Source organism: Kutzneria sp. CA-103260 (genome assembly GCF_018263855.1).
In the GTDB taxonomy this organism is placed as follows: Bacteria; Actinomycetota; Actinomycetes; order Mycobacteriales; family Pseudonocardiaceae; genus Kutzneria.
In genome coordinates, this window is sequence record NZ_CP073318.1 from 2,468,921 (window position 1) to 2,489,915 (window position 20,995).

Below are 20,995 nucleotides of genomic sequence, written 5' to 3' on the forward strand. Positions count from 1 at the left end.
TGACGAGAAGGTCAGAGTTGGCCGAGTAGTCCGGGTGAGTACGGGCCGTCGTAGGCGCCGATCCGGAAGGCGGCGACGGTGCCGACGAAGCCGCGGTTCTGGGCCGACGGGTGCACGTCGTTGCCGATGGCGACCATGTCGTTGAGGACCTGGATCGGTGGCGCGGCCTCGCCGGACACGGCCGGCAGCGCGGTGCCGTCCAGGACGACGTGCATGGTGTCGGTGGTGGCGTCCCAGGCCACGTCGAGCTCGTGTTGCTGCCCGGCAGCGGGTGCCGGCGCGGTCAGGAAGTGATCACCGCCGCCGGTGGTGTCGGCCGAGAATCCGTACTGCAGCTGGCCGTCGCGGTAGCGGACGCTGAGGTTTCCACCCACGCCGAAGATCGTGCCGAGCTGGGCTTGCGTGGCCTGCGGGGTGAACGTGACCTTGGCGAGGAAGTTCTGGCTCAGCGCCGTGCCGCCCCAGTCGGTGGCCGGCCGGAACCCGATCGCCTGGTTGCCGCCGGTGAGCGCGACGCCCTGTCCGGACTGGACGGTTTCGGCGCCGGCGCGACGGTCGATCGAGCCGGTCACGGTCTCGCCGGGGCCGGGGGAGTAGGCGTTGTCGGCGCCGAAGGAGCCGGTGAAGCCGATCTTGGCCACGGTTGCGACCGTCTGGGCGCCGACGTAGAACGAATCCCTGGTTGGTGCGGAGGTGTAGCCGGCGGCGTCGGTCTGGGTCACCGACAGGGTGTGCGCGCCGTCGCCGAGCGGAACGCCGGGGCGGCAGCTCCAGGTGTTGTTCGCGGCCACCCGTGCGGTGCACACCGATTGCCCGGACTCGGCCACGGCGACGGCGTTGCCGGTCTGGGCGGTGCCGGCGATGGTGGTCGGCGACTGCGGCAGCACGGAGCCGGGTGTCGGGCTGGTCACCGTGGGCGCCGGCGGTCCGAGGGTGACCACCGTGGACGCGGCGCCGGGCGGCACGGTGGCGATGAGGAAGCCACCGTTGAGGAAGGTGATGTCGTGCGCCGGGACGCCACCGATGGTCAACGGCGTGGATCGGGTGAAGCCGGCCCCGACCACCAGAACCTGCGCCGGAGTGCTGCCGTTGGCCGGCGAGCTGCCGGAGTAGTCGAGCCGCGCGGGCACTGCCGCCTCGACGCTCTGGTATGCCGCCGTCGGGCCGGCATTGGCGAGCACATCGTGCGGCACGTCGGCCGGCCCGGGGTTGTGGGGAATGGTGGTGTTGCTGTTGTCGGTGGCACAGACGGAGTCGTCGCCGTCGGCGGCCCAGTTGTGGGTGTACGCCAACCGGGAGGCCGAGTCCACCGGCCAGTGGCAGGAGAACGAATAGGCGTTGCGCCACTCCACGTTGCCGGTCTCGTCGATCCACTGCGAGCCCACGTCGGGGGCGGTGGCGTAGGCGGAGTTGGGCGTGTTGGTGTCGAACACGTTGCCGGTGATCGCCAGCCCGTGTGCGAAGGACGCGGTCGCGTCGACCGAGCCGTCGCCGTTCAGCACGGTCGCGCCCTGGTGGCCCTCGGTGTAGATCTCGCCGCCGTCGCCGGTGAACACCTGCATGTTGTCGTGGAAGTGGTTGTCGCTGATGGTGTTGTCGGAGTTGATGTTCTGCGAGGTCTGGTCGCTGTGCGTCGGCGCGCTGTCCACATTGTCCACATGCCCCTGCCAGGCGCCCGAGGTCAGGCCGTCGTAGGGCATGGCGAACACGTCGTTGTGCGCGATGGTGGTGTGCCGGGTGAACATCAGCGTGATGCCGGTCGTGCCGAGATAGTCGATGGCGTCGTGGTAGAGCACGTTGTTGTCGACCGTGTTGCCGGTCATGATCTCGCCGTCGCCGATCGGGTCGTGCGCGGACGCGGTCGGATCGGCCGAGCAGTCCGCGATCACCCCGGAGGCCGGGTCGTCGGTGGTGCCCGGGGTGGGATCGCCGGCGCAGCCCAGCCAGACCGCGCTGGCCCCGATCTCGGTGAACACGCTGCCGCGTACCAGGTTGTGGTCGCTGCCGTAGCGCATCGCCAGGCCGTTGCCGCCGAGGTCGTCGAACCGGTCGGACAGGAAGCTGACGCCGCGAGCCGCGGTCAGCTGCACGTTCGCCAGCGGCTGGCTGAACGCGCCCCAGGGGCAGGAGCCGGCCGTCGGGGTGGCGTAGCCGCATTCGCCCTGGGTGGCCGGCGCGATCACGCCGTTGGTCACCTTGTTCGGCTGGGTGACCATCAGGCCGGCCTGCACCTGGGCGAAGCCGGTGGGGGTGGACGGGGCGTTCCAGGTCGCGGTGGTGAACCGGATGCCGCTGAACGTGATGTCGTGCACCGGCTGGTTCAGCGTGCCCGACACGTCGACCAGGGACTCAACCCTGGGCACCTCGACATCCACTGTGGACATCTGCTGGCCGGGTGTCGGCTGGTAGTACAGGGTGTTGGTGGCGTTGTCCAGGAACCACTGGCCCGGATGCAGTAGCGCGCGGGCGTTGTCGATGGTGGTGGGGCCGGTGTTGGCGGCCAGGTTGTACGGCGTGACGTTGCTGCTGTTGCCGCCGTAGACGGTGGCCGACTTGTTGGTCAGGTTGTTCCAGCACGGCTGGGCCATGGTGACCGTGGCGGTCCCGGCGCTCGCGCCCGCGGCGATGCTGTCCACCGGGCACTCCGACGCCGCCCAGTCGGTCGGTCTCATCGGCGTCCAGGCGAACTCCAGCTCGTGCAGTTGGGTTGGATTCAGCCCCTTGGCCAGGTTCAGCAGCCACGTCGCGGTGGCGCCGCTGGCGTGGAATCCGGCTGCGTCCCATGTGGACAGTGAGATGCCGAGTGCGGCCTGCGTCGCCTGCGCGACCGGCGTGTCCATGCCGTTGAGATACACCTGCCGGGTGCGCGTGCCGGCCGGGACCGGGGCGGACCACACGTCGCTGCCGGCCATTCGGGTCCAGCCGCTGACCCGGAACCCGCCGGAGATCACCGGGTGCGCGCCCGGCGCCGCGGTCCAGGTCACGGGATGGCCGGCCGAGCCGGAGTCGTCCGCGCCGAACCGCCAGGTGCTGGTGCGGCGATAGACGCCGTCGGCCAGCAGCACCGACACATCGGCGTGCGCCGCCGCGGCTCGACGCGCCGTCCGCTGTGCGGCGTCCAACCCGCAGGGCGCGGCCTGTGTGCACGCCGCGCCGACGCCGTTCGGCGCCGCGTACAGCGTCGCCCGGGTAGGTGCGGCCGCCACTGCAGGGGTAGTGACACATCCGATGACTAACGCTGCGGCGGCGAGGACGGCCGCGCTGCGGAGACGTGACATTGCGAACCTCTCGATGTTCGGCGCGTGGTCGGGCTTGGCCCACACGCACTCGGCGGCGATAGACATCGGAGCTATTCGGGTCTGGACCCTACCTCCCGTGAATCCCTCCCCGCAACGACTCGGCAGATTGTGGCCGGTGTGCGAAGCTGGTGCGGCGGCACGGGAACGCGCTCCCGTGCCGCCGCGGCGACATTCGAAAACCCGTCAGGACAGGCAGTTGCCCAGCCTGGGCTGGCCGCCGAAGCGCTGCCCGAGCCAGGTGGTCACGTCCACGCCGAGGCCGTCGGTCGAGCTGCTGGCCGAGATGATGGTCGGTCTGGTCGGCGGCGCCGCACGCCGGGTACGGCGGTCCAGCAATCCCGATCCCCTCGCGGCCGGTGAGCTGGCGACCGCGTTCATGATGGCCGCGATCGGCAACCTCGACGGCTGCGCGCTGGACGCCGTGGACCGAGCGGGCGGCACCGTGGCGCGCTGAACGGGAGCGGAATCCTGTCGGTCCAGCGCATTGCTGGAGATGTCCCACAGGCGTGCCGCCGCCTATGCGAGCAGGTGTTTCGCGGGTCGGGCAGGCATGACCGCGGCACCTCTGTCGGCCGCCCATGAGCACTTGAGCGCCATCGGGCCTGCGCGGACCGAACCATGTTCGCGCAGGCCACGGCCGGGAGCTCGGAACGGGATGAGAGCGGCCGCCCGGGCGTCAGGGTTTGCGGCCCACACCGGCCCAGATCACGGCCTCGTTCGGCCGGTCGAACTCGATCACCGGGGAGGTCGGGCCGGTCTCCTCGGGGTGCCAGGACGACGTCCAGCCCATGCCCGGTGACACCAGCTCGAAACCCCCGAACAGCTCCCGGATCTGGTCGCGCGAACGCCAGATCACCGGGCTGCTGGACGTGTCGTACATGCGCTTGAGCTCGACCAGCTTGCCGGCCACATCCTCAGGCACACCGTCGTCGGTGATGTGGGAGATGGCCAGGTAGGACCCGGACGGCAGCAACTCGCGGTACCGCGCGATCGCGCGTTGGCCCACGTCGACGCCGTCGCCGTCGGGTTGCTGGACGTGCAGCACCGCGATCACCAGCAGCGCGATCGGCTCGTCGAGGTCGATCACGCCGGTCTCGATGACCCGCTGCCACAGCCGGTCCGGGTTGCGCAGGTCGGCGTTGATCGAGGCGTGCCGGGCCGGGTCGCCGTTCTGCTCCAGCAACACCTGGGAATGGGCGACGGCGACCGGCTCGTGGTCGATGTAGACCACCCGCGAGTCCGGCGCCACCTCGTCGGCCACCTGGTGGGTGTTGCCCATGGTCGGCACCCCGGAGCCGATGTCCACGAACTGCCTGACCCCCTGGCGGACCAGGTGCCGCACCACGCGGTGCAGAAACAGCCGGTTGGCTATCGCGATCGGCCGCAGCAGCGGGAAGGTGGTCAGCACCCGCTCGCCGAACTCGCGGTCGATCGCCCAGTTCGCGTTTCCCCCGAGGTACCAGTCGTACACCCGGGCGACGCTGGGGTGGTCGAGGTCGACCCCCTGAGGCGGAAACGGATCCTGCTCGGAGTCGGTCACGTTCTGGTCCTTCCCGCCGCGGCTCGATCGTGCATGCACATGCTCACACCTGCATCTGTGCCCGGAAGTCCTGGGCGAGCTTCTCCAGGAACTCCCCGGTCTCGGCCCGTTCCAGCGCCACGCCCCGCAGCCGGTCCCAGTTGTCGACGAACAGCTCGAAGTCGCCCTCGTCGTCGATGTAGATCCCGCCCGCCGCGTGCTCGACGAAGACGAAGTCCTTGGTGGTGTCGGAGAATCTCATGATCGTGAAGTCGTTGGGCACGTAGGCGAGCCTGGTGTCGAACGGGAGGACGTGGATGAAGGTCCTCGGATAGGTCTTCTCGAGTTCGATCAGGTGCTGGACCTGGTCGAGCGCGACCGACGGGTTCGGGCCGCCCGGCATCCGGCGAAACGCGGCCTCACCGAGAATGAAGCGGTAGTACGGGGGACGCTTGAGGTCGAAGACCTGCTTGCGCTCCAACCGGTTGCGCACCAGTGAGGTGACGTCGGTCGCCCTGGCCTCGCCGAACTGCTTGAGCATGTAGTGCTCGGACTGCAGCGGACCCGGAATGCGTTCGCCGTGCCAGCTGAGTATCTCCGAGGCGGCGGGTTCAAGATCGGTGAAGGTGCGGAACCAGTGGGGCACCGCGGAGCGGTATCCCGACCACTGGCCGCGCTGGACGCTGGCGCGGGCGAGGTCGGTCATCATGTCGACCTCGGTCCTGCTGGCCCCGAAGGCGTCCAGCATCAGCTTGAGGTCGGACTGCTTGACCGAGACGGCGCCGGTCTCGATCTTGTTGATCTTCCCTTGTCCGCACCCGAGCAGCTCGGCGACCTCCTGCTGGGTCATCCCGGCAGCCAGCCTGGCCCGGCGGATCTCGTTGCCGAGTTGCCTACGCCGCGACGTCACCGTGCTGGACACCGGGTCTCCGCTCTTCACCTGCTGGGGCCAACGAGTGGATCACTCTAGACCACATGCACTCACCGCGGCAGCGCTGGTGGCCATGTCCTGGTCACGCCGCGTGGCCGGGCCGACCGCGAGGAATAATCGACGGCGTCGACGCGGGCTATGCCCGGTCGAACTGCCCGCACTTGGCCGCGGCCACGAACGCGCCCCACTCCTCGTCGTCGAAGACGAGCACCGGGCCGGCCGACAACTTGCTGTCCCTGAGTCCGACCAGTCCGTGCGCGCCGAGGTTCACCTCGACACAGTTTCCGCCGTTGGGACCGCAGAACGCCGCTGTCTCCCACGCGTCGCTGGGGAACGCGTCGCCGATCGCGGTCGGGTCGTAGCTGTCCACCTCGCACCCCCTAGATCAACAGTGTCTTGACGACGCGATTAATCATGCGGCAGGATTAATCTCGAAGCAAGCTGGGAGGTGGCGCGTGTGATGCCAGTAGTCGGACAGGTCGTGACCAGTGCCGAGACCTACGGAGTTGCTGACCTGACCGTGGCGTCCAGAGCGACCAAGCCGAGAGGGGCCGTGCTCGACTCCCTCCCTCCGGTGCGTGATTATTCCGACCCGGTAGTAGTTCTCGGACGGCTCAAGCCGGGGAGGACGCGGGAGTCGCTTCGCGTGGTGCACGTGTTCCTGCTGACCGCCGAGGTTCTGCACGACACCGTGGCGATCGCTCGCTGCGGGGAGCCGGTGCGGGCCGGCGACATGCAGTGGTTACTCAGCTTGACCGGCATGCCGTGTGAGCAGTGCGTGCTGGGCAGCCTGGCCTGACACGGGAATGTTCTCAGCGGTGTCGCCGGCCTCGGCGGCGCTGATCGCCTCGGCCGCTGCTGACCCTGCGGCCGGCCAATCCCGAACCGGTACGCCAGCGCTGGAACCCGATTCCGAGTAGCACGCCCGTGTGACGGACGGTTTGGGGCGCGGCCACCGGTGGGCCGGCGAGGAAGGGGCGAAACCTTTCGGGGCAACAGGATCACCTGACGGCCGACGACGTCGCCGCGATGCGTGTGCCTGTTCGCGGAGGGATCGCTGGCAGGCTGGGCGGCGACGGCAGCGTGGTGCGGTTGACATTTCACCGACACTTGCCTTCGCTGGTGGTTCAGACCAAGCTGGTCGAGGCCACCAGGCCCGACGAGGAGGCAGCCGCATGCGGTGGAAACCCTTGCCCGGTGCGGTGTTTGCCGCAGCGATCCTGCTGTGCGCCGTTGCGCCGGCCGTGGCCGGCCCGACCTCGACAGCTGGGACACAGCTGCCGATCATCACGCCGACACCGCACCAGGAGGCCGCGAACGGTGCGCCGCTACCGGTGGCCGGGCCCGCGACGGTGCTGGTCGGCAACGGGGCGGACGCGGCGACCAAAAACGTCGTCGCGACCGCGCTCACCGCCGCCGGGGCCACCAGGGTGACCTTCGCCGACCTGGGCGCCAGGCCCGGCCCGGGGCTGGCCGTCGTCGTCGGCCTGATGGGCGATGCCGCGGTGGCCACCGCGCTCCGTTCGGTCGGCGGCCAGGTGCCGACCACGCTGCCCGCGGAGGGGTACTCGCTGGCCGACCGGGGGCGGTTGGCCGTGCTCGCCGGCAACGACCCGGACGGCGTCTTCTACGCGGCCCAGACCTTCAGCCAGCTCACCGGCCCGCACCGCATCGCCTCGGTGTCCATTGTGGACTACCCGCTGATGCCGTTGCGCGGCACCATCGAGGGTTTCTACGGCGCGCCCTGGTCGCAGTCCGACCGGCTGGACCAGCTGGCCATGTACGGCCGGCTCAAGATGAACACCTACGTCTACACCCCGAAGGACGACCCCTACCTGCGGGACCAGTGGCGGGACCCGTACCCCGCGGCGAACCTGGCCCAGTTGAGCCAACTGGTGCAGACGGCCGAGGCCAACCACGTGCGGTTCACCTTCGCGCTCGCTCCCGGGTTGTCCATCTGTTACAGCGATCCGAGCGACATCACCGCGCTGGAGAACAAGCTGGCCTCGGTCTACGCGATCGGCGTGCGTAGCTTCTACGTCTCGCTCGACGACATCAGCTACACCAGTTGGAACTGCGCGGCCGACCAGACCAAGTACGGCGCGCCCTCGGCCGGTGCTGCCGCCGCGGCCCAGGTCGACCTGTTGAACACCGTGCAGCACGGCTTCCTGGACGCGCACGCCGGCGCCCAACCGTTGCAGTTCGTGCCCACCGAGTACTCCGACCTGACGGATTCCCCGTACAAGAAGGAACTGCGGGAGAACCTGGACCCGCGGATCGTCGTGCAGTGGACCGGCACGGACGTGGTGCCGCCGTCCATCACCGTGGCCCAGGCGCGGGCGGCCGACACGGTGTGGGGCCGCAAGGTGTTCGTCTGGGACAACTACCCGGTGGACGACTACGGCCAGACCACCGGCCGGCTGCTGCTCGCGCCGTACGACAAGCGGGAGGCCGGGCTGCACGACGAGCTGTCCGGCCTGGTGATCAACCCGATGAACCAGGCGTCGGCCAGCAAGGTGGCGGAGTTCGGCGCGGCCTCGTTCACCTGGAACGACGAGAACTACGATGCGCAGCGCACCTGGGTCCAGGCGGCTGACTACTTCTCGCACGGCGACCCGGCGACCACCACCGCGCTGCTGGCCTTCTTCGACACCGAGCACGCCGCGCCCACCTTCGGCGACACCTTCTGGCAGCCGCAGGCCCCCGTGCTCGCCGCGAAGATCGACGCGTTCGACAAGGCGTGGCCGACGGACAAACAGGCCGCGGTCGCCCAGCTCAGCGGCTACGCCGACGTGCTGGCGACCGCCAGCGCCCAGATCCGCGCCCATGTGACCGACGCGGCCTTCCTGACCGAGACCGCTCCCTGGCTGGATGCGCTCCAGCTGTGGGGTCGGGCGTTCGAACACACCCTGAGCGGCCTGAGGTTCAAGGCGGTCGGCGCGAACTCCCAGGCGCAACGGGAGTTCGCGGCGTCCGCGAGCCTGGCCGGCAAGGCCGCCGCCATCCAGACCATCCCCGGCACTACCCGCCCCCAGGGGGCGATCAGGGTGGCCGACGGCGTGCTGGACGTCTTCCTCAAGGCCGCGCCGACGATGTAGCGGCGCTGTGCGGGCCGATGAGAACGGTGATGTCCTTGGCCGGCAAGGCGGCCGACGTCGTGGGATTCGCCCGGCCCTCAGCCGACGCTGGACTGCTGCGGCACCTGCGCGGGATCGGCCGGGGTGGCGCGGGTGAGGTACTGCGGCACCGGAGTTCCGTCGTCGCCGGTGTCCCGCACCAGCCCGTACCGGACCCAGCCGCCCTTCGCGCCGGTGGGCGGTGGCGTCGTGATGTCGGCGGTCACGTCGTTCCAGGTGACCGGTGTGGCGGTGATGTTGTAGTCCGCGCCACGCTCGTTGTTGTTCAGAGTGACTTCGCCGTCGAGGTAGAAGTACTCGTTCTGCCACATCTGCTGGGCGCCGGGCGGCAGGACGACATAGCCGGCGGCGGGGCCGCTGCTGCCCACCGTCGGCTGGCCCATCCACGTGTAGTTCGCCGGGCTGCCGGGGTGCGTGTCGTCCATGCGCCGCTGCCCGCCGGAGGCGACATGGAACAGCTTGCCCGTCAGGCCGGTCCACGTCGGCATCACCATCCCGCCGGGGCGGTTGAACCACGCGATCTCGTACCGCACCCGGATGTACCCGCGGCCGCTCAGCACGACGTGGTCGCCGCGGCGCATCATCACATACGTCCCGCCGATCCATCCCTTCTGCGGGTTGGCGTACTGGCCGCCGACCGCCGCGACCTGCTTGGCCGGCCGTACCGGCAGCGCCTTCGGCGGCGTCAACGGATTCGGCGCCTTGTCCACGGTGTCCACCACGCTCCCGTACCGTGGCCCGGACGGCGCGGCCGCGCTCGACGACGCCTGTGTCGTGCCGGCGCGCAGCACGGTCGCCGACGGCTTGGCGGCCGATGACGTCGACGACGTGCCGGTCGGGAACGTTGAGGTGGCAGTCGGTGGGGCGTCGGCGACCTGTGCTGCCGGCAGCGCTGTCGGGGCGCCGCCGGTCGAGGCGTACACGGCGGTGCCCACCGTGACGGCCACCACCGCCGCGGCACCGGCGGTGACCGGCTTCGACAGCAGCGCCCGCCACCCCTGCGGCGGACGCGCCGGCGACGCGCTCGTCGCCAGCACCCGTGGCAGCAACGCAACGGGTGGCAGCACCAGCGCGAGGCCCGCGAGCAGGCGTTCCGCCGGCACCTGGTTCCGCCACGCCGGTTCACAACGCCGGCAGTCCCTGGTGTGCTGGGCGATGCGCTTGCGCCAGAGGGTGTCGGGCCGCCGGTGCCAGTCGTGCAGCACCAGCGCCAACTCGCCGCAGCGTGGCTGCGCGCGGAGGACCCGAACGACGGTCCGCGCGGTTTCGAGCCTGGCCTTGCACCGCTGGACGCGCACGGCGGCGTGCTGCGGGGTGATGCCTAACGCCCCGGCCAGCTCGGCCCTGGTCAGCTCGCCGGACGCCTCCAGCCACCACAGCGACAGCAGCTCCCGGTCGCCGTCGTCGATCCAGCGCGTGGCCTCGGCGACCTCGCGCCGCTGCCCCGACAGCTCCAGCCGCAACAGCGTCAGATCCACGAAGTCGGAGCCGGGGTCGGCGGCGTCGGGCGCCAGCTCGCCCGCCGGCGCCTGGGCGGTGCGGCGGCCGTGGTCACGCACCTGCCGTACGGCGATGGCCACCAGCCAGGAGCGGAAGCTGGCGGGGTCGCGCAGCTGGCCGAGCCCGTTCACCACGCGCAGCATCGTCTCCTGCACGACGTCGTCCACGTCGGCGTGCCCGGCCAGCGCCCGCCCGACGATGTTGTAGACCAGCGGCAGATAGCCCGCCACCAACTCGTCCAGCGCCGCCTGGTCGCCGGCCCGCGCCGCCACCACCGTCGCGGTTCCAGGGTGTTTCCCCACGGCCCCTCGCTCCTCGTTGTCATCCTGCCCGTACCCAGGAGACGGACCGGAGCAAGCCGGATAACACTAAGTGGCGGGTCAGGCGAGGTCCTGTTCGAGCAGCGCGACGAGCGCGTCGACGGCCTCGCGGGCATGGTCGCCGTCGGCGCTGAGTTCGACTTCGTCGCCGTGACCCGCGGCCAGCGTCATGAGACTGAGCACGCTGGCCGCGTCGACCGGCTCGCCCGCGGCGCCGTCGACGACCTTGGCGATCCGGACGCGGGCCAGGGACTTGGCGGCCGCCTGGGCGAGCAGCCCGGCCGGGCGGGCGTGCAGCCCGATGCTGGCGGCGACGGCGGTTCGGCGTCGGTACACGAGGACTCCTCAGGCGTTGACCGGTGTGGCGGTGACGGCGGTGGCGGGGTCGGCGGTCCGTACCCGCAGCTGCTTGAGCAGGATCACAGCGGCGGCGGAGACGGCGGTGCCGATCAGCAGCGCGAGCGTGAACAGCAGCGGGCGGCCGATGAGCGGCAGGACGAAGATGCCACCGTGCGGGGCCCGCAGTGTGGCGCCGAAGGCCATCGACAGCGAGCCGGTGACGGCCGAGCCGAGCATCATCGACGGGATGACCCGGAACGGGTCGGCGGCGGCGAACGGGATCGCGCCCTCGGTGATGAACGACGCGCCGAGGAGCCACGCGGCCCGGCCGTTCTCGCGTTCGGCCTCGGTGAACAGCTTCCTGCGCACGGTCGACGCGAGCGCCAGCGCCAGCGGCGGCACCATGCCGGCGCCCATCACCGCGGCCATGATCTGTAGCGACCCCGTGGCGCCGGTGGTCAGGCCGCCGACGGCGAACGTGTAGGCCGCCTTGTTCACCGGACCGCCCATGTCGAAGGCCATCATCAGGCCGAGCAGCGCGCCGAGCAGGACCGCGCTCACCCCGCTGAGGCTGTTCAGCCAGTGCGTGAGCCCGTCGGTCGCGGCGGCCATCGGCTTGCCGACGACCACGTACATCAGCACGCCCACGACGATCGAGCCGAGCAGCGGGTAGACCACGACCGGCATGATGCCGCGCACGGCCTTGGGCACCTGGACGCGCTTGAGCGCCATCACCACGCCACCGGCGAGCAGGCCGGCGACGAGGCCGCCGAGGAAGCCGGCGCCGACGGTCACCGCGACCGCCCCGCCGACGAACCCGGGCGCGATCGCGGGCCGGTCGGCCATGGCGAAGGCGATGAACCCGGCCAGCACCGGCACCAGGAAGCCGAAGGCGGCGCTGCCGATCTGGAACATCAGCGCGGCCCAGCCGGCCACGGACCCGGCGTCGAAGTGCTCGGTGACCTTCGGCGCGCTGGTGATCTGGTAGCCGCCGAGCGCGAAGCTCAGCGCGATCAGCAGCCCGCCCGCGGCGACGAACGGGATCAGGTAGCTGACGCCGGTCATCAGCCACTGCCGGATCCGCGTGCCGAGCCGGTCGTTGGCGCCGACCTTCGTGGTCAGCTCCGGACCGGCGGCCGGCGACGGCACGCCCGCCGCAGCCGCGGCCCTGGCCCGTTCGAACAGCCCGGCCGCGTCGTTGATGGCCTGTTTGACCGGCGCCTCGACGATCGGCTTGCCGGCGAACCGCTCCCGGCCCTGCACGGCGAGGTCGGCGGCGAAGATGACCGCGTCGGCGGCCGCGATGTCCTCGGCGGACAGCGGGGTCGACCCGGCCGAGCCCTGGGTCTCGACGACGACGGTGTCCCCGTTGGCCTTCGCGGTCTGCTCCAGGGACTCGGCGGCCATGTACGTGTGGGCGATGCCGGTCGGGCACGCGGTGATGGCGACGAACTTCAAGTCAGGACACCTCCTGGCGGACGTAGTCGGCGACCGCCGCCGCGTCGCTCGCGTCGAGCAGGGTCTGTTTGAACTCGGTGCGCACCAGGCGGCGGGCGAGCGCGGCGAGGACGGTCATGTGCTCGGCGCCGCCGCCTTCGGGCGCGGCGATGAGGAAGATCAGCTTGGCCGGGCCGTCCGGCGCGCCGAAGTCGACGCCGGCCGGGCTGCGGCCGAAGGCGAGGGTCGGTGCGGTGACCGCGGCCGAGCGGCAGTGCGGGATGCCGATGCCGCCTTCGAGTCCGGTGGCCATCTGCGCCTCGCGCGCCTCGATGTTGGTGAGGAACAGTTCGATGTCGGTCACCCGGCCGGCGCGCACGAGGCGTTCGGCCAGCGAGCGGACGGCGGTGCGCCGATCCGGGGCGTCGAGCGTGAGGTCGACCAGGTCGGCGCTGATCAGGTCAGTGATGGTCATGCGGCGGCTCCGCTGAGGTTGACGGTGGGGTCGGCGGCGAACAGGCGGACCGCGTCCGCGTGCACGTCCTGTGGGGTGGGCATGCGGCTGCCCTCCTGGGTGACCGCGGCGGTGCCGTAGGCGACCGCGGTGCGCAGGGCCTGAGGGCCGGATCCGCCCGCGTGCAGGAATCCGGCGAGTGCGGCGTCTCCGGCGCCGACGGTGCTGCGCACAGCGACCAGCGGGCCGGCGGCGTGGTGGGGTTCGGCCGCGTCGACCAGCACCGCGCCGCGCGCGCCGAGGCTGACCAGCACGCTGCCGACGCCGCCGTCGATGAGTTCGCGGCAGAAGTCGACGACGTCGCCAAGCAGCGGCAGCGGCCGGCCGGCGAGTTCGGTCAGCTCGTCGAGGTTGGGCTTGAGCAGGTCCGGCCCGCCGGTGCAGGCGGCGGCCAGCGGTGCGCCGGAGGAGTCGACGGCGACCTGGGCACCGACCTCGTGGGCGAGTCGGGTGAGGCGGGCGTAGAAGTCGGCGGGCACCCCGGCGGGCAGGCTGCCGCAGCAGACCAGCCAGCTGCCGCGGCCGGCCAGTTCGACGGCCCGGCGTTCGAGAGCCGCGAGCTCGGCGGGGGAGATCTCCGGGCCCGGTTCGTTGATCTTCGTGGTGGTGCCGTCCGCCTCGACGATGGTGATGTTGCTGCGGGTCGTGCCGGCGATCGGCACCGCGACGACCGGAACGCCTTCCGGGGCAAGGAGATCGGCCAGCCGATCGCCGACCGTGCCGCCTGCGGGCAGCAGCGCGACGGTCGGCGTGCCGGCCGCGGTGAGCGCGCGAGCCACGTTCACGCCCTTGCCTCCGGGGTCGAGCCGCACGCGGGAGGCGCGCAGGACCTCGCCGCGGCGCAGCTCGGGCACCGTCGCCGTGCGGTCGAGGCTGGGGTTCGGCGTCAGCGTGACGATCATGCGAGCACCACCTGCGGCCCGCCGTCCTCCAGTTCGGAGACGACGCCGGCGTCCAGGCCGCGGTCGGTGACCAGCACGTCGATCTCGGCGAGCGTGGCGAAGCGGCTGAGCTGGTCGGCGCCGTACTTGCTGTGGTCGGCGAGCAGGACGCGCTGGCGGGCGGCGGTGACCGCGGCCGCCTTGACCGCCGCCTCGGCGATGTCCGGCGTCGTGCAGCCGTGCTCGACCGAAAAGCCGTTCGTGCCGAGGAAAGCGACGTCGACGAGCAGGCCGCCGAGGGCGTGCAGGGTCCAGGATTCGACGGCGGCGAGCGTGGTGCCGCGGACGCGGCCGCCCAGCATGTGCAGGGTGACGCCGGGACGGGTGGCGAGGATCGAGGCGATCGGGATCGAGTTGGTGATCACGGTCAGGTCGCGGTCGGTGGGCAGCAGCGTGGCCAGTCGGCTGGTGGTGGTGCCGGCGTCGAGCAGCACCGAGCCGCGGTCGGGCACCAGGTCCAGCGCGGCCCGGGCGATTGCGTCCTTCTCGGCGGCGTTGGTCTGGTCGCGCTGGGCGACCTCGGGCTCGAAGTCCAGTCGGTCGATGGCGACCGCGCCGCCGTAGACGCGGCGCACCAGGCCCTGGCGTTCGAGCGTGCCCAGGTCGCGGCGGATCGTCTCGGGCGCGACGCCCAGTTCGGCGGCCAGATCGGCCACGTCGACCCGGCCGTCTCGCCGTGCTCGCTGCGCCAGGAGCTGATGCCGTTCGGCGGCGTACATGCCCGTTCCCCTCCAGTATCTGCCTGTTGTCGTTTGATTGTGCCCGTTGTTACCTTACTGTCAATCCCCAGTTACTAGATCATTCCTTCCGGAGGTCGCCGTGACGTGTCTGCGTGGAGTCGGAGTCAGCCCCGGTCGAGCCCGAGGACCGGTCGCGGTTGTGGCCGCTGAGCTGGCAGAACCCGCCTCCGGGCCGGCTCCCGGCGATCTCGTGGCCGAAGCGGGCCGGATCGGGCCCGCCGCGGCGACGGTGGCCGCCCGGTTGTCCGATCGTGCCCGTTCCGTGTCCGGTGACGCCCGGTCTGTCCTGGTGACCACCGCTGCGATGGCCGAGGACCCGGCCCTGGTCCGGGCCGCCGAGCGGCTCGTGGCCGAACCCGGGCTGCCCGCGCCGCGCGCGGTGTGGGAGGCGGCCGGGCAGTTCATCGCCGCGCTGCGGGCGGCCGGCGGGTACCTGGCCGAGCGGACACGCGACGTCGCGGACGTCCGCGACCGGATCGTCGCCGAGTTGCTCGGCGTGACCCCGCCGGGCGTGCCGGAGTTGACCGCGCCCAGCGTGCTTGTCGCGCGGGACCTCGCCCCGGCCGACACCGCCGGGCTGGATCCGGCCCGGGTGCTCGCCGTTGTGACCGAGGAGGGCGGGCCGACCAGCCACACCGCCATCTTGGCTCGGGCCCGGGGCATTCCGGCCGTCGTCGCGTGCGCCGGCGTGCTCGGCCTCGACGCGCCGGGCCTGGAAGTCGACGGAAACGCCGGCACTGTCGAGGTTTCTGATGGAAGCGTGCGAGCCGCCGGGCCCAGGTCGCGGCAGCAGTGGGACGGCGTCGGCAAGCTGGCCGACGGTCACCCGATCAAGCTGCTGGCCAATGTCGGATCTGCGGCCGACGCTCGCGCGGCCGTGGCGGCGGGAGCCGAAGGAATCGGGTTGTTCCGCACGGAGTTCTGCTACCTCGCCGCCACCGGCGAACCGACGGTCGCCGACCAGCGCGCAGCCTACGCGGCGGTGCTCGCGCCGTTCGCCGGAAAGCCCGTCGTCGTCCGGACGCTGGATGCCGGCTCGGACAAGCCGATGGCGTTCCTGCCCGCGGCGGACGAGCCCAACCCGGCCCTCGGCGTCCGCGGCCTGCGGGTCGCGTTCCAGCGTCCCGACCTGATCGACCGCCAGCTGTCCGCCATCGCCGCCGCGGCGGACACCGGCGCGGAGGTGTCGGTGATGGCGCCGATGGTCGCCACCGCCGCCGAAGCCCGTTGGTTCGCCGAGCGGGCCCGGACCGCAGGGATCGCCCGGGTCGGGGTGATGATCGAGGTTCCGGCGGCCGCGCTCGCCGCCACCGAAATCCTCGCGGAGGTCGACTTCGTCTCGATCGGCACCAACGACCTCGCCCAGTACGTGTTCGCCGCGGACCGGCAACTTGGCGCGGTGGCCGCGTTGAACGACCCGTGGCAGCCGGCGTTGCTCCGGCTGGTCGCGATGGTCGCCGAAGCCGCGTCGAAAGCCGGCAAGCCCGCCGGCGTCTGCGGGGAGGCCGCGGCGGATCCCGCGCTCGCCCCGGTGCTGGCTGGGCTCGGGCTGACCAGCCTGTCGATGAATTCCGTGGCGCTACCGGCGGTGGGCACGGCCCTGGCTGGTGTCGACCTCAAGGCGTGCCGCGACCGCGCGACGGACGCGGTGGCCGCCGCCGATCCGGAGGCGGCCCCGCGCCGAAGGTGAGAAGGTCCACCAACCGTCGTCTGCTGCTATCGCTCGGCGCCGGGCGCCGGAAGGAGGTGTCGGTCAGGTGGGGTTGGCTAGTGCTGCAGCGTCAGGAGACCCGGCCGCCACGGCAGTTGGTCGTAGGGGCCGCCAGCGGTGGGGGACTTGCCCTGGTAGAGGAACTGCAGATTGCAGGGGTCGATGGTCATGGTCTGGTCCGGGTTGTTGCGGACCAGGTCACCGTGGCTGATGTCGTTGGTCCAGCTGGCGCCGCTGTTGGCCTTGCCCGCGAAGGGGTTGCTCTCGCTGCTGGCCTGCGGGGTCCACGAACCGCTCAGGCTGCTGGCGGTGAACGAGCGGAAGTAGCGCCCGTGCGCGCCCATCGCCTCGACGATCATGAGGTACTGGTTCTGGCCCTGGACCTTGTAGACCTGGACCGCCTCGAACAGGTTGTTCGTCGAATCGCTCATGACCGTCGTGTACGACGAGCCGAAGCTGCTCGGGAAGTTCCCGATCGGCATGCTCGCCCGGTATATCTTGCCGTTGTCACCGGCGAAGAACAGATACATGTTCGAGCCGTCACCGATCAGGGTCTGGTCGATCGGGCCGGTGCCGGAGCCGGAGATGCTGCCCGTGAACAGCGGCTGCGGCGAGGACCAGCCGTTGGGGTTGGTGGGGTCGCTCGACGTGCGGTAGATGAAGGGCCAGGCACCCCACTGGTACGCCAGCACCCAGACGTTCTTCGGCGCGAGGTAGAACAGCGTGGGCGCCACCGTGGCCTGGCTCATCCCGGTCTGGCCGGCCGAGGCCATGTCGGACCAGTTCGTGAAGGGACTGAAGGCCATCGAGCCGTACGACGATCCCGAGACGTTCGACGCGTAGACGAGGTGCTTGCCGTTGTAGACGACGTTGGTGAAGTCCTTGAGCGAGACCCACCCATGCTGCGGCGTCGCCAACGCACCCGTCGACGTCCAGCGATACGTCGAGGGAAGAGAGCAGTTGCCGCCTCCTCCGGTCGGCGGCGTGGTCGACAGACCCGTCCACTGCTGGCTCGCACCGCCCGAGCAGTCATCGATCTGCAGGTAGGTACCGTCGGTCTGGCTGGCGTTCGGCACATCCAGGCACCGACCCGAACCGACACCGTGCAGCGCGCCGGCGACGTCAGCCAGGGCCGTGTTGGTCCCCAGCATCACCCCCGCCGCGACCATCGCCGCGGCGGCGAGTACAGCGATCAGGGATCGACGCCTGCGGCGGGTGCTTCCTCTGTTCATGACGACCTTCTCCCAGTCAGCTGCAGGTCCACTTCTGGTTGCTCCCGCCGTTGCACGTCCACATCGGAAGACCCGTGAGCGAGACGACTGTTATCGCTAACATGCGTCGCCAGCCTGGACTTCTGCGAGAAGCGTTGTCAATCCGTGCGCCCAGGTAACCCGGGCCCCGGACGGCGGGCCGGGTGGCCTTGCCACCTCAAGGCCACAATCCCAGGTCCACAAAGGACAGCTGGGGTATGAAAGTTACCGACACGCGCGGACAGAGTACGCCGCACCAGCCTGATCTTCCTCCGGTGTCGGCGCCCGTGACGGTCTGGGAGTCCATCAGCCCGGCGCTGGGATCGCGATCACGGCCGGTGTCGACGCGGACCCGCGTCCGCCACGTGCCATCCTGGTCCGGTGGGAATTCCGTTGCGGTCCTGGGCAGCAGCCGAGCCGGCCGGCGCCCGGTCGGTGTACCGGGAGTTCGTGCCGGCCCGCGCGGTCGCGGCAGCCGTAGCCTGCACGTGGCACGGCTCGGCGGGGTGGTCGAGGAACCTGAGGATCCTGCCGGACGGCTGTGCCGACCTGGTCTGGGAGGACACGGAACTGACCCTGGTGACCACGGGCGGTGAACCGGTGCGCTGGTTGTTGCCGGCGGCCGGGCGCAGCACGGGGTTGCGGCTACGCTGCGGCGGAGCGGGCAGCGTGTTGGGCGTGCCGATGTCCGAGCTGCCGACCGGGCGGATTCCCTTGACCACGCTGTGGGGCGACACGGCTCGGCGGGCCGAGGAGATGCTGGCGTCGAGCACGTCACAGCGGCGGGTGCTGGAGATGCTGATCGCCGAGCGGCTGGCGGCCGGGTTCGAGCCGGAGCGGTCGGCGTACGCGGCGGTGCGCGGGCTGGGCGTGACCGCCGCGAGCGTCGAAAACGTGGCCGATGACCTGGGGATCAGCGAGCGCGGTCTGCGCCGGCGGGTGCGCGACGAGGTCGGCTGCGGCCCGAAGCAGCTGCATCGGGTGCTGCGGTTCAACCGGTTCGTGCGCCGGATTCCGGCGTTGGCGGCCGGCCGAACCTCACTGGCGGCGGTGGCGGCCGACCTGGGCTATGCCGACCAATCCCACTTGGGCCGGGAATGCCGGCGGCTGGGCGGGTCCTCGCCGGCGGCGATGATCCGCAGCTGGTCCCGGCAGGACGGCGTGTCCGAAAGGTTCCAGACACGGCGACCGTGAGGATGCAGGATCGAGGGCATGAGCTTCGACCCGTTCCGCACCACGATCGCCGTGCGCAGTGATGACCTGGATGTCAATGGTCACGTGCGCGGCCCGGCCTATCTGGCTTACGGCGACCACGCCCGCTGGGTCTGTCTGTCGGCCGCCGGGATCGATCCGAACCGGCTGCGGGCGCAGGGCATCGGCCCGGTGAACCTGGAGACCACGGTCCGGTTCCGGAGCGAGCTGACCGCGGGCGACGACGTCGAGGTGTCATGCGCGTTCCACTGGGGCGAGGGCAAGACTTCCCGGGTCGTGCAGCGGCTTCTCCGACCGGACGGCACGGTAGCCGCGGAGATCGAGAGCGTGTCCGGCCTGCTCGACCTGACCCGGCGGCGCCTGGTCGCCGACCCGACCCGGCACTGGCGGCGGATCGCCGCCAAGCCCGAGCTGCTGGGGTTGGCATGATCCGCGAGTTGTTGCGGCGCCGGCAACGACGAGGACGTTCAGCTCGCCGGGCTGTGTCACGCCGCCTACGGCACGGACGGCTTCGACAACGTCCTGTTTGAACTGTCCGAACGCGACACACCGACCGAAGCCATTGGCCCGCAAGCGGAACAGCTGGTCTACCTATACGGCAGCTGCGACCGCCGCCGCACCTACCCGCCACGGAGCCCATCGTGTTTCATGACCGGTTCACCGGCGGAACCGTTTCCCCGACTACGTCGCGGTGCGGGCGTTCATGGAGATCACCGTCACCAAAGGGTGACCGTCGCTGGACTGCGGCCTTCGCGCTGACGACTAGGTCGGCAACGGCGAGCACGCAGGTGGGCGCCGGGATTCCCAGCGCCCACCGTTGTCAGCCGGAGGTCAGCTCTGTCCGAGCAGGCCCTTCATCTCGGTGATCTCAGCTTGCTGGCCGTCGATGATCTTCTGGGCCAGCGTCTTGGCGTCGGCGCTGGTGCCCTGGGTGAGTTCGGTCTTGGCCATGTCGATGGCGCCCTGGTGGTGCTGCACCATCATCTGGAGCCACATCGTGTCGAAGTCGCCGCCCTTGAGGGCCTGCAGTTTGGCCATGTCGGCGTCGCTCATCATGCCGGGCATCGGTTGACCGTCGCCCATGCCCGGCATGGTCGAGGTGGTCGGCGTGCTGCTCATACCTGGCATGGCGCCCGTGCTCGTGGTCGCCGATGCCGCGCCCCACTGGTTCAGCCAGGCGGTCATCTGCTGGATCTCGGGGTCCTGGGCCTTCTCGATCCGGCCGGCGAGGTCGGTGACCTTGGCGTTGGTGGTGCGGCTGGACACCAGCTTGGCCATGGCGAGCGCCTGCTGGTGGTGCGGGATCATCTGCTGCGCGAAGGAGACGTCGGCGTTGCTGTGATCACTGTGCTGGGCGGCGGAGGTGGTCGTGCTGGTCATCCCCGCCATGCCGCTGGTGGTGTTGCCGCCACACGCGGTGAGCACGGTGCCGAGGGCCAGGACGGCAAGCGCCGCCCCGACCAGGGTCTTGCTGGTCACGATTGGTCCTCACGATCTCAAGTCGTCTTTCGGCCTGGGACTCGATGTGCGGCGCGCCGCTCGGAAGGCGACACGTGGCACTGGTCCTGTCACAGCCGCAGGACACACAGAGACGCGAGAACATCGTCGACACACAGAGGCGGTGGCCCCCGCCCGAACCGCGCAGTCATCGTCTGCCGGCCACCACGTTCGGCAGCAGTCCGACCACGCCGCCACAACAGCCACCCGATGGCCAGACCGGCAACGGCGACCAGCACGGCGAGGCACAGGTGCATCATGTCGTGACCGTGCCCGGACGAGTCGTGGTCCGGGCAGCACGGCGAGTCCGCCACCGGCATGCCCTGCGCCGACGCGCCCGCCATCGTCACCGACTCGTGGGATGGGTGCCCCGGGTCGTGGGCGACCAGGCTGTGCATGCACAGCAGCCCGAACACGAGCGCGGCCAGCAATGCCCATCGCAGGGCTGCCGGACGCGCCGAGGAAACCACGCCTCCACCGTAAGCCCCGCGCCGTCTGCTCACCGCGCCGGGGTGATCGGGTGTCGCCGACACGACATTGGGTACGGGGTGGGCGGCCACGTGGTTCACCGATGTGGTCATGCCCCGTGGCGGTCGCGGCTGTGGTTGTGGTCGGCATGTCCTACGTGACTGGCCATCGCGTGCGGGG

Annotated in this window: 19 protein-coding genes and 1 pseudogene; 7 read left to right on the forward strand and 13 right to left on the reverse strand. The window is 70.8% G+C overall.

The window, feature by feature from the left end; genetic code table 11:
* Positions 1–11: 11 nt before the first annotated feature.
* Positions 12–3,206: an Ig-like domain-containing protein gene (locus JJ691_RS10700; protein WP_211768625.1), complete on the reverse strand. Its 3,195-nt coding sequence runs from the start codon at positions 3,204–3,206 to the stop codon at positions 12–14.
* A gap of 289 nt (positions 3,207–3,495) precedes the next feature.
* Here JJ691_RS10700 and JJ691_RS10705 point away from each other — a divergent pair, with 289 nt between their 5' ends.
* Entirely contained in the window at positions 3,496–3,753 is a 258-nt protein-coding gene (locus JJ691_RS10705; protein ID WP_211768626.1) for a hypothetical protein, read from the forward strand.
* Between the two features lie 222 nt (positions 3,754–3,975).
* Here the strand turns inward: JJ691_RS10705 and JJ691_RS10710 are convergent, their stop codons facing one another.
* From JJ691_RS10710 to JJ691_RS10720, 3 genes are all read right to left on the reverse strand, one after another.
* Positions 3,976–4,839, reverse strand: a complete 864-nt coding sequence (locus JJ691_RS10710; RefSeq protein WP_211768627.1) for an SAM-dependent methyltransferase — start codon at positions 4,837–4,839, stop codon at positions 3,976–3,978.
* 43 nt (positions 4,840–4,882) lie between these two features.
* Positions 4,883–5,740, reverse strand: a complete 858-nt coding sequence (locus JJ691_RS10715; protein WP_211768628.1) for a helix-turn-helix domain-containing protein — start codon at positions 5,738–5,740, stop codon at positions 4,883–4,885.
* A 145-nt stretch (positions 5,741–5,885) separates the two neighbouring features.
* Positions 5,886–6,119 (reverse strand): DUF397 domain-containing protein, encoded by a 234-nt coding sequence (locus JJ691_RS10720; protein WP_211768629.1) that lies wholly within the window; start codon positions 6,117–6,119, stop codon positions 5,886–5,888.
* A gap of 276 nt (positions 6,120–6,395) precedes the next feature.
* Here JJ691_RS10720 and JJ691_RS10725 point away from each other — a divergent pair, with 276 nt between their 5' ends.
* Together JJ691_RS10725 and JJ691_RS10730 are read left to right on the forward strand one after the other, a co-directional pair.
* The gene (locus tag JJ691_RS10725; RefSeq protein WP_211768630.1) at positions 6,396–6,548 is read left to right on the forward strand and encodes a hypothetical protein; all 153 of its coding nucleotides are present in this window, start codon (positions 6,396–6,398) and stop codon (positions 6,546–6,548) included.
* A 376-nt stretch (positions 6,549–6,924) separates the two neighbouring features.
* A complete protein-coding gene (locus JJ691_RS10730) occupies positions 6,925–8,847 on the forward strand; it encodes a beta-N-acetylhexosaminidase family protein (protein ID WP_211768631.1) in 1,923 nt (640 codons plus the stop codon).
* 77 nt (positions 8,848–8,924) lie between these two features.
* Here JJ691_RS10730 and JJ691_RS10735 read toward each other — a convergent pair whose 3' ends face one another.
* From JJ691_RS10735 to JJ691_RS10760, 6 genes are all read right to left on the reverse strand, one after another.
* Complete coding sequence (locus tag JJ691_RS10735; RefSeq protein ID WP_211768632.1) at positions 8,925–10,688, reverse strand: RNA polymerase sigma factor; 1,764 nt, start codon at positions 10,686–10,688, stop codon at positions 8,925–8,927.
* Positions 10,689–10,766: 78 nt separating this feature from the next.
* The gene (locus JJ691_RS10740) at positions 10,767–11,042 is read right to left on the reverse strand and encodes an HPr family phosphocarrier protein (protein ID WP_211768633.1); all 276 of its coding nucleotides are present in this window, start codon (positions 11,040–11,042) and stop codon (positions 10,767–10,769) included.
* Between the two features lie 9 nt (positions 11,043–11,051).
* The gene (locus JJ691_RS10745) at positions 11,052–12,503 is read right to left on the reverse strand and encodes a PTS fructose transporter subunit IIC (protein ID WP_211768634.1); all 1,452 of its coding nucleotides are present in this window, start codon (positions 12,501–12,503) and stop codon (positions 11,052–11,054) included.
* Position 12,504: 1 nt separating this feature from the next.
* Complete coding sequence (locus JJ691_RS10750; RefSeq protein WP_211768635.1) at positions 12,505–12,957, reverse strand: PTS sugar transporter subunit IIA; 453 nt, start codon at positions 12,955–12,957, stop codon at positions 12,505–12,507.
* Positions 12,954–13,898 carry a 1-phosphofructokinase gene (gene pfkB / locus JJ691_RS10755; RefSeq protein WP_211768636.1) on the reverse strand — a complete coding sequence of 315 codons (945 nt, stop codon included), beginning with the start codon at positions 13,896–13,898 and terminating at the stop codon, positions 12,954–12,956. Before pfkB ends, JJ691_RS10750 begins: the two co-directional genes overlap by 4 nt.
* The gene (locus tag JJ691_RS10760; protein ID WP_211768637.1) at positions 13,895–14,656 is read right to left on the reverse strand and encodes a DeoR/GlpR family DNA-binding transcription regulator; all 762 of its coding nucleotides are present in this window, start codon (positions 14,654–14,656) and stop codon (positions 13,895–13,897) included. The genes pfkB and JJ691_RS10760 overlap by 4 nt, the downstream gene beginning before the upstream one ends.
* A gap of 100 nt (positions 14,657–14,756) precedes the next feature.
* Here JJ691_RS10760 and JJ691_RS10765 point away from each other — a divergent pair, with 100 nt between their 5' ends.
* A complete protein-coding gene (locus JJ691_RS10765; RefSeq protein ID WP_211768638.1) occupies positions 14,757–16,367 on the forward strand; it encodes a phosphoenolpyruvate--protein phosphotransferase in 1,611 nt (536 codons plus the stop codon).
* Between the two features lie 77 nt (positions 16,368–16,444).
* Here the strand turns inward: JJ691_RS10765 and JJ691_RS10770 are convergent, their stop codons facing one another.
* The gene (locus JJ691_RS10770; protein WP_211768639.1) at positions 16,445–17,620 is read right to left on the reverse strand and encodes a non-reducing end alpha-L-arabinofuranosidase family hydrolase; all 1,176 of its coding nucleotides are present in this window, start codon (positions 17,618–17,620) and stop codon (positions 16,445–16,447) included.
* 399 nt (positions 17,621–18,019) lie between these two features.
* On the opposite strand from JJ691_RS10770, the gene JJ691_RS10775 reads away from it, so the two are divergent.
* From JJ691_RS10775 to JJ691_RS53305, 3 genes and pseudogenes are all read left to right on the forward strand, one after another.
* Positions 18,020–18,832, forward strand: a complete 813-nt coding sequence (locus tag JJ691_RS10775) for a helix-turn-helix domain-containing protein (RefSeq protein ID WP_211768640.1) — start codon at positions 18,020–18,022, stop codon at positions 18,830–18,832.
* Between the two features lie 18 nt (positions 18,833–18,850).
* The gene (locus JJ691_RS10780) at positions 18,851–19,279 is read left to right on the forward strand and encodes an acyl-CoA thioesterase (RefSeq protein WP_211768641.1); all 429 of its coding nucleotides are present in this window, start codon (positions 18,851–18,853) and stop codon (positions 19,277–19,279) included.
* 33 nt (positions 19,280–19,312) lie between these two features.
* Positions 19,313–19,609, forward strand: a pseudogene (locus JJ691_RS53305) (DUF6817 domain-containing protein); the annotation flags it as partial.
* 72 nt (positions 19,610–19,681) lie between these two features.
* Here JJ691_RS53305 and JJ691_RS10785 read toward each other — a convergent pair.
* Entirely contained in the window at positions 19,682–20,329 is a 648-nt protein-coding gene (locus tag JJ691_RS10785) for a DUF305 domain-containing protein (RefSeq protein ID WP_249227823.1), read from the reverse strand.
* An 89-nt stretch (positions 20,330–20,418) separates the two neighbouring features.
* Entirely contained in the window at positions 20,419–20,817 is a 399-nt protein-coding gene (locus JJ691_RS10790) for a DUF6153 family protein (protein WP_211768642.1), read from the reverse strand.
* Positions 20,818–20,995: the final 178 nt, after the last annotated feature.

What these genes read in the sequence shown, in the direction of transcription:
- JJ691_RS10730 (WP_211768631.1), top strand. Translation starts at nt 6,925, where the DNA reads ATGCGGTGGAAACCCTTGCCCGGTGCGGTGTTTGCCGCAGCGATCCTG.
- JJ691_RS10750 (WP_211768635.1), bottom strand. Translation starts at nt 12,957, where the DNA reads ATGACCATCACTGACCTGATCAGCGCCGACCTGGTCGACCTCACGCTC.
- pfkB (WP_211768636.1), bottom strand. Translation starts at nt 13,898, where the DNA reads ATGATCGTCACGCTGACGCCGAACCCCAGCCTCGACCGCACGGCGACG.
- JJ691_RS10760 (WP_211768637.1), bottom strand. Translation starts at nt 14,656, where the DNA reads ATGTACGCCGCCGAACGGCATCAGCTCCTGGCGCAGCGAGCACGGCGA.
- JJ691_RS10770 (WP_211768639.1), bottom strand. Translation starts at nt 17,620, where the DNA reads ATGAACAGAGGAAGCACCCGCCGCAGGCGTCGATCCCTGATCGCTGTA.
- JJ691_RS10780 (WP_211768641.1), top strand. Translation starts at nt 18,851, where the DNA reads ATGAGCTTCGACCCGTTCCGCACCACGATCGCCGTGCGCAGTGATGAC.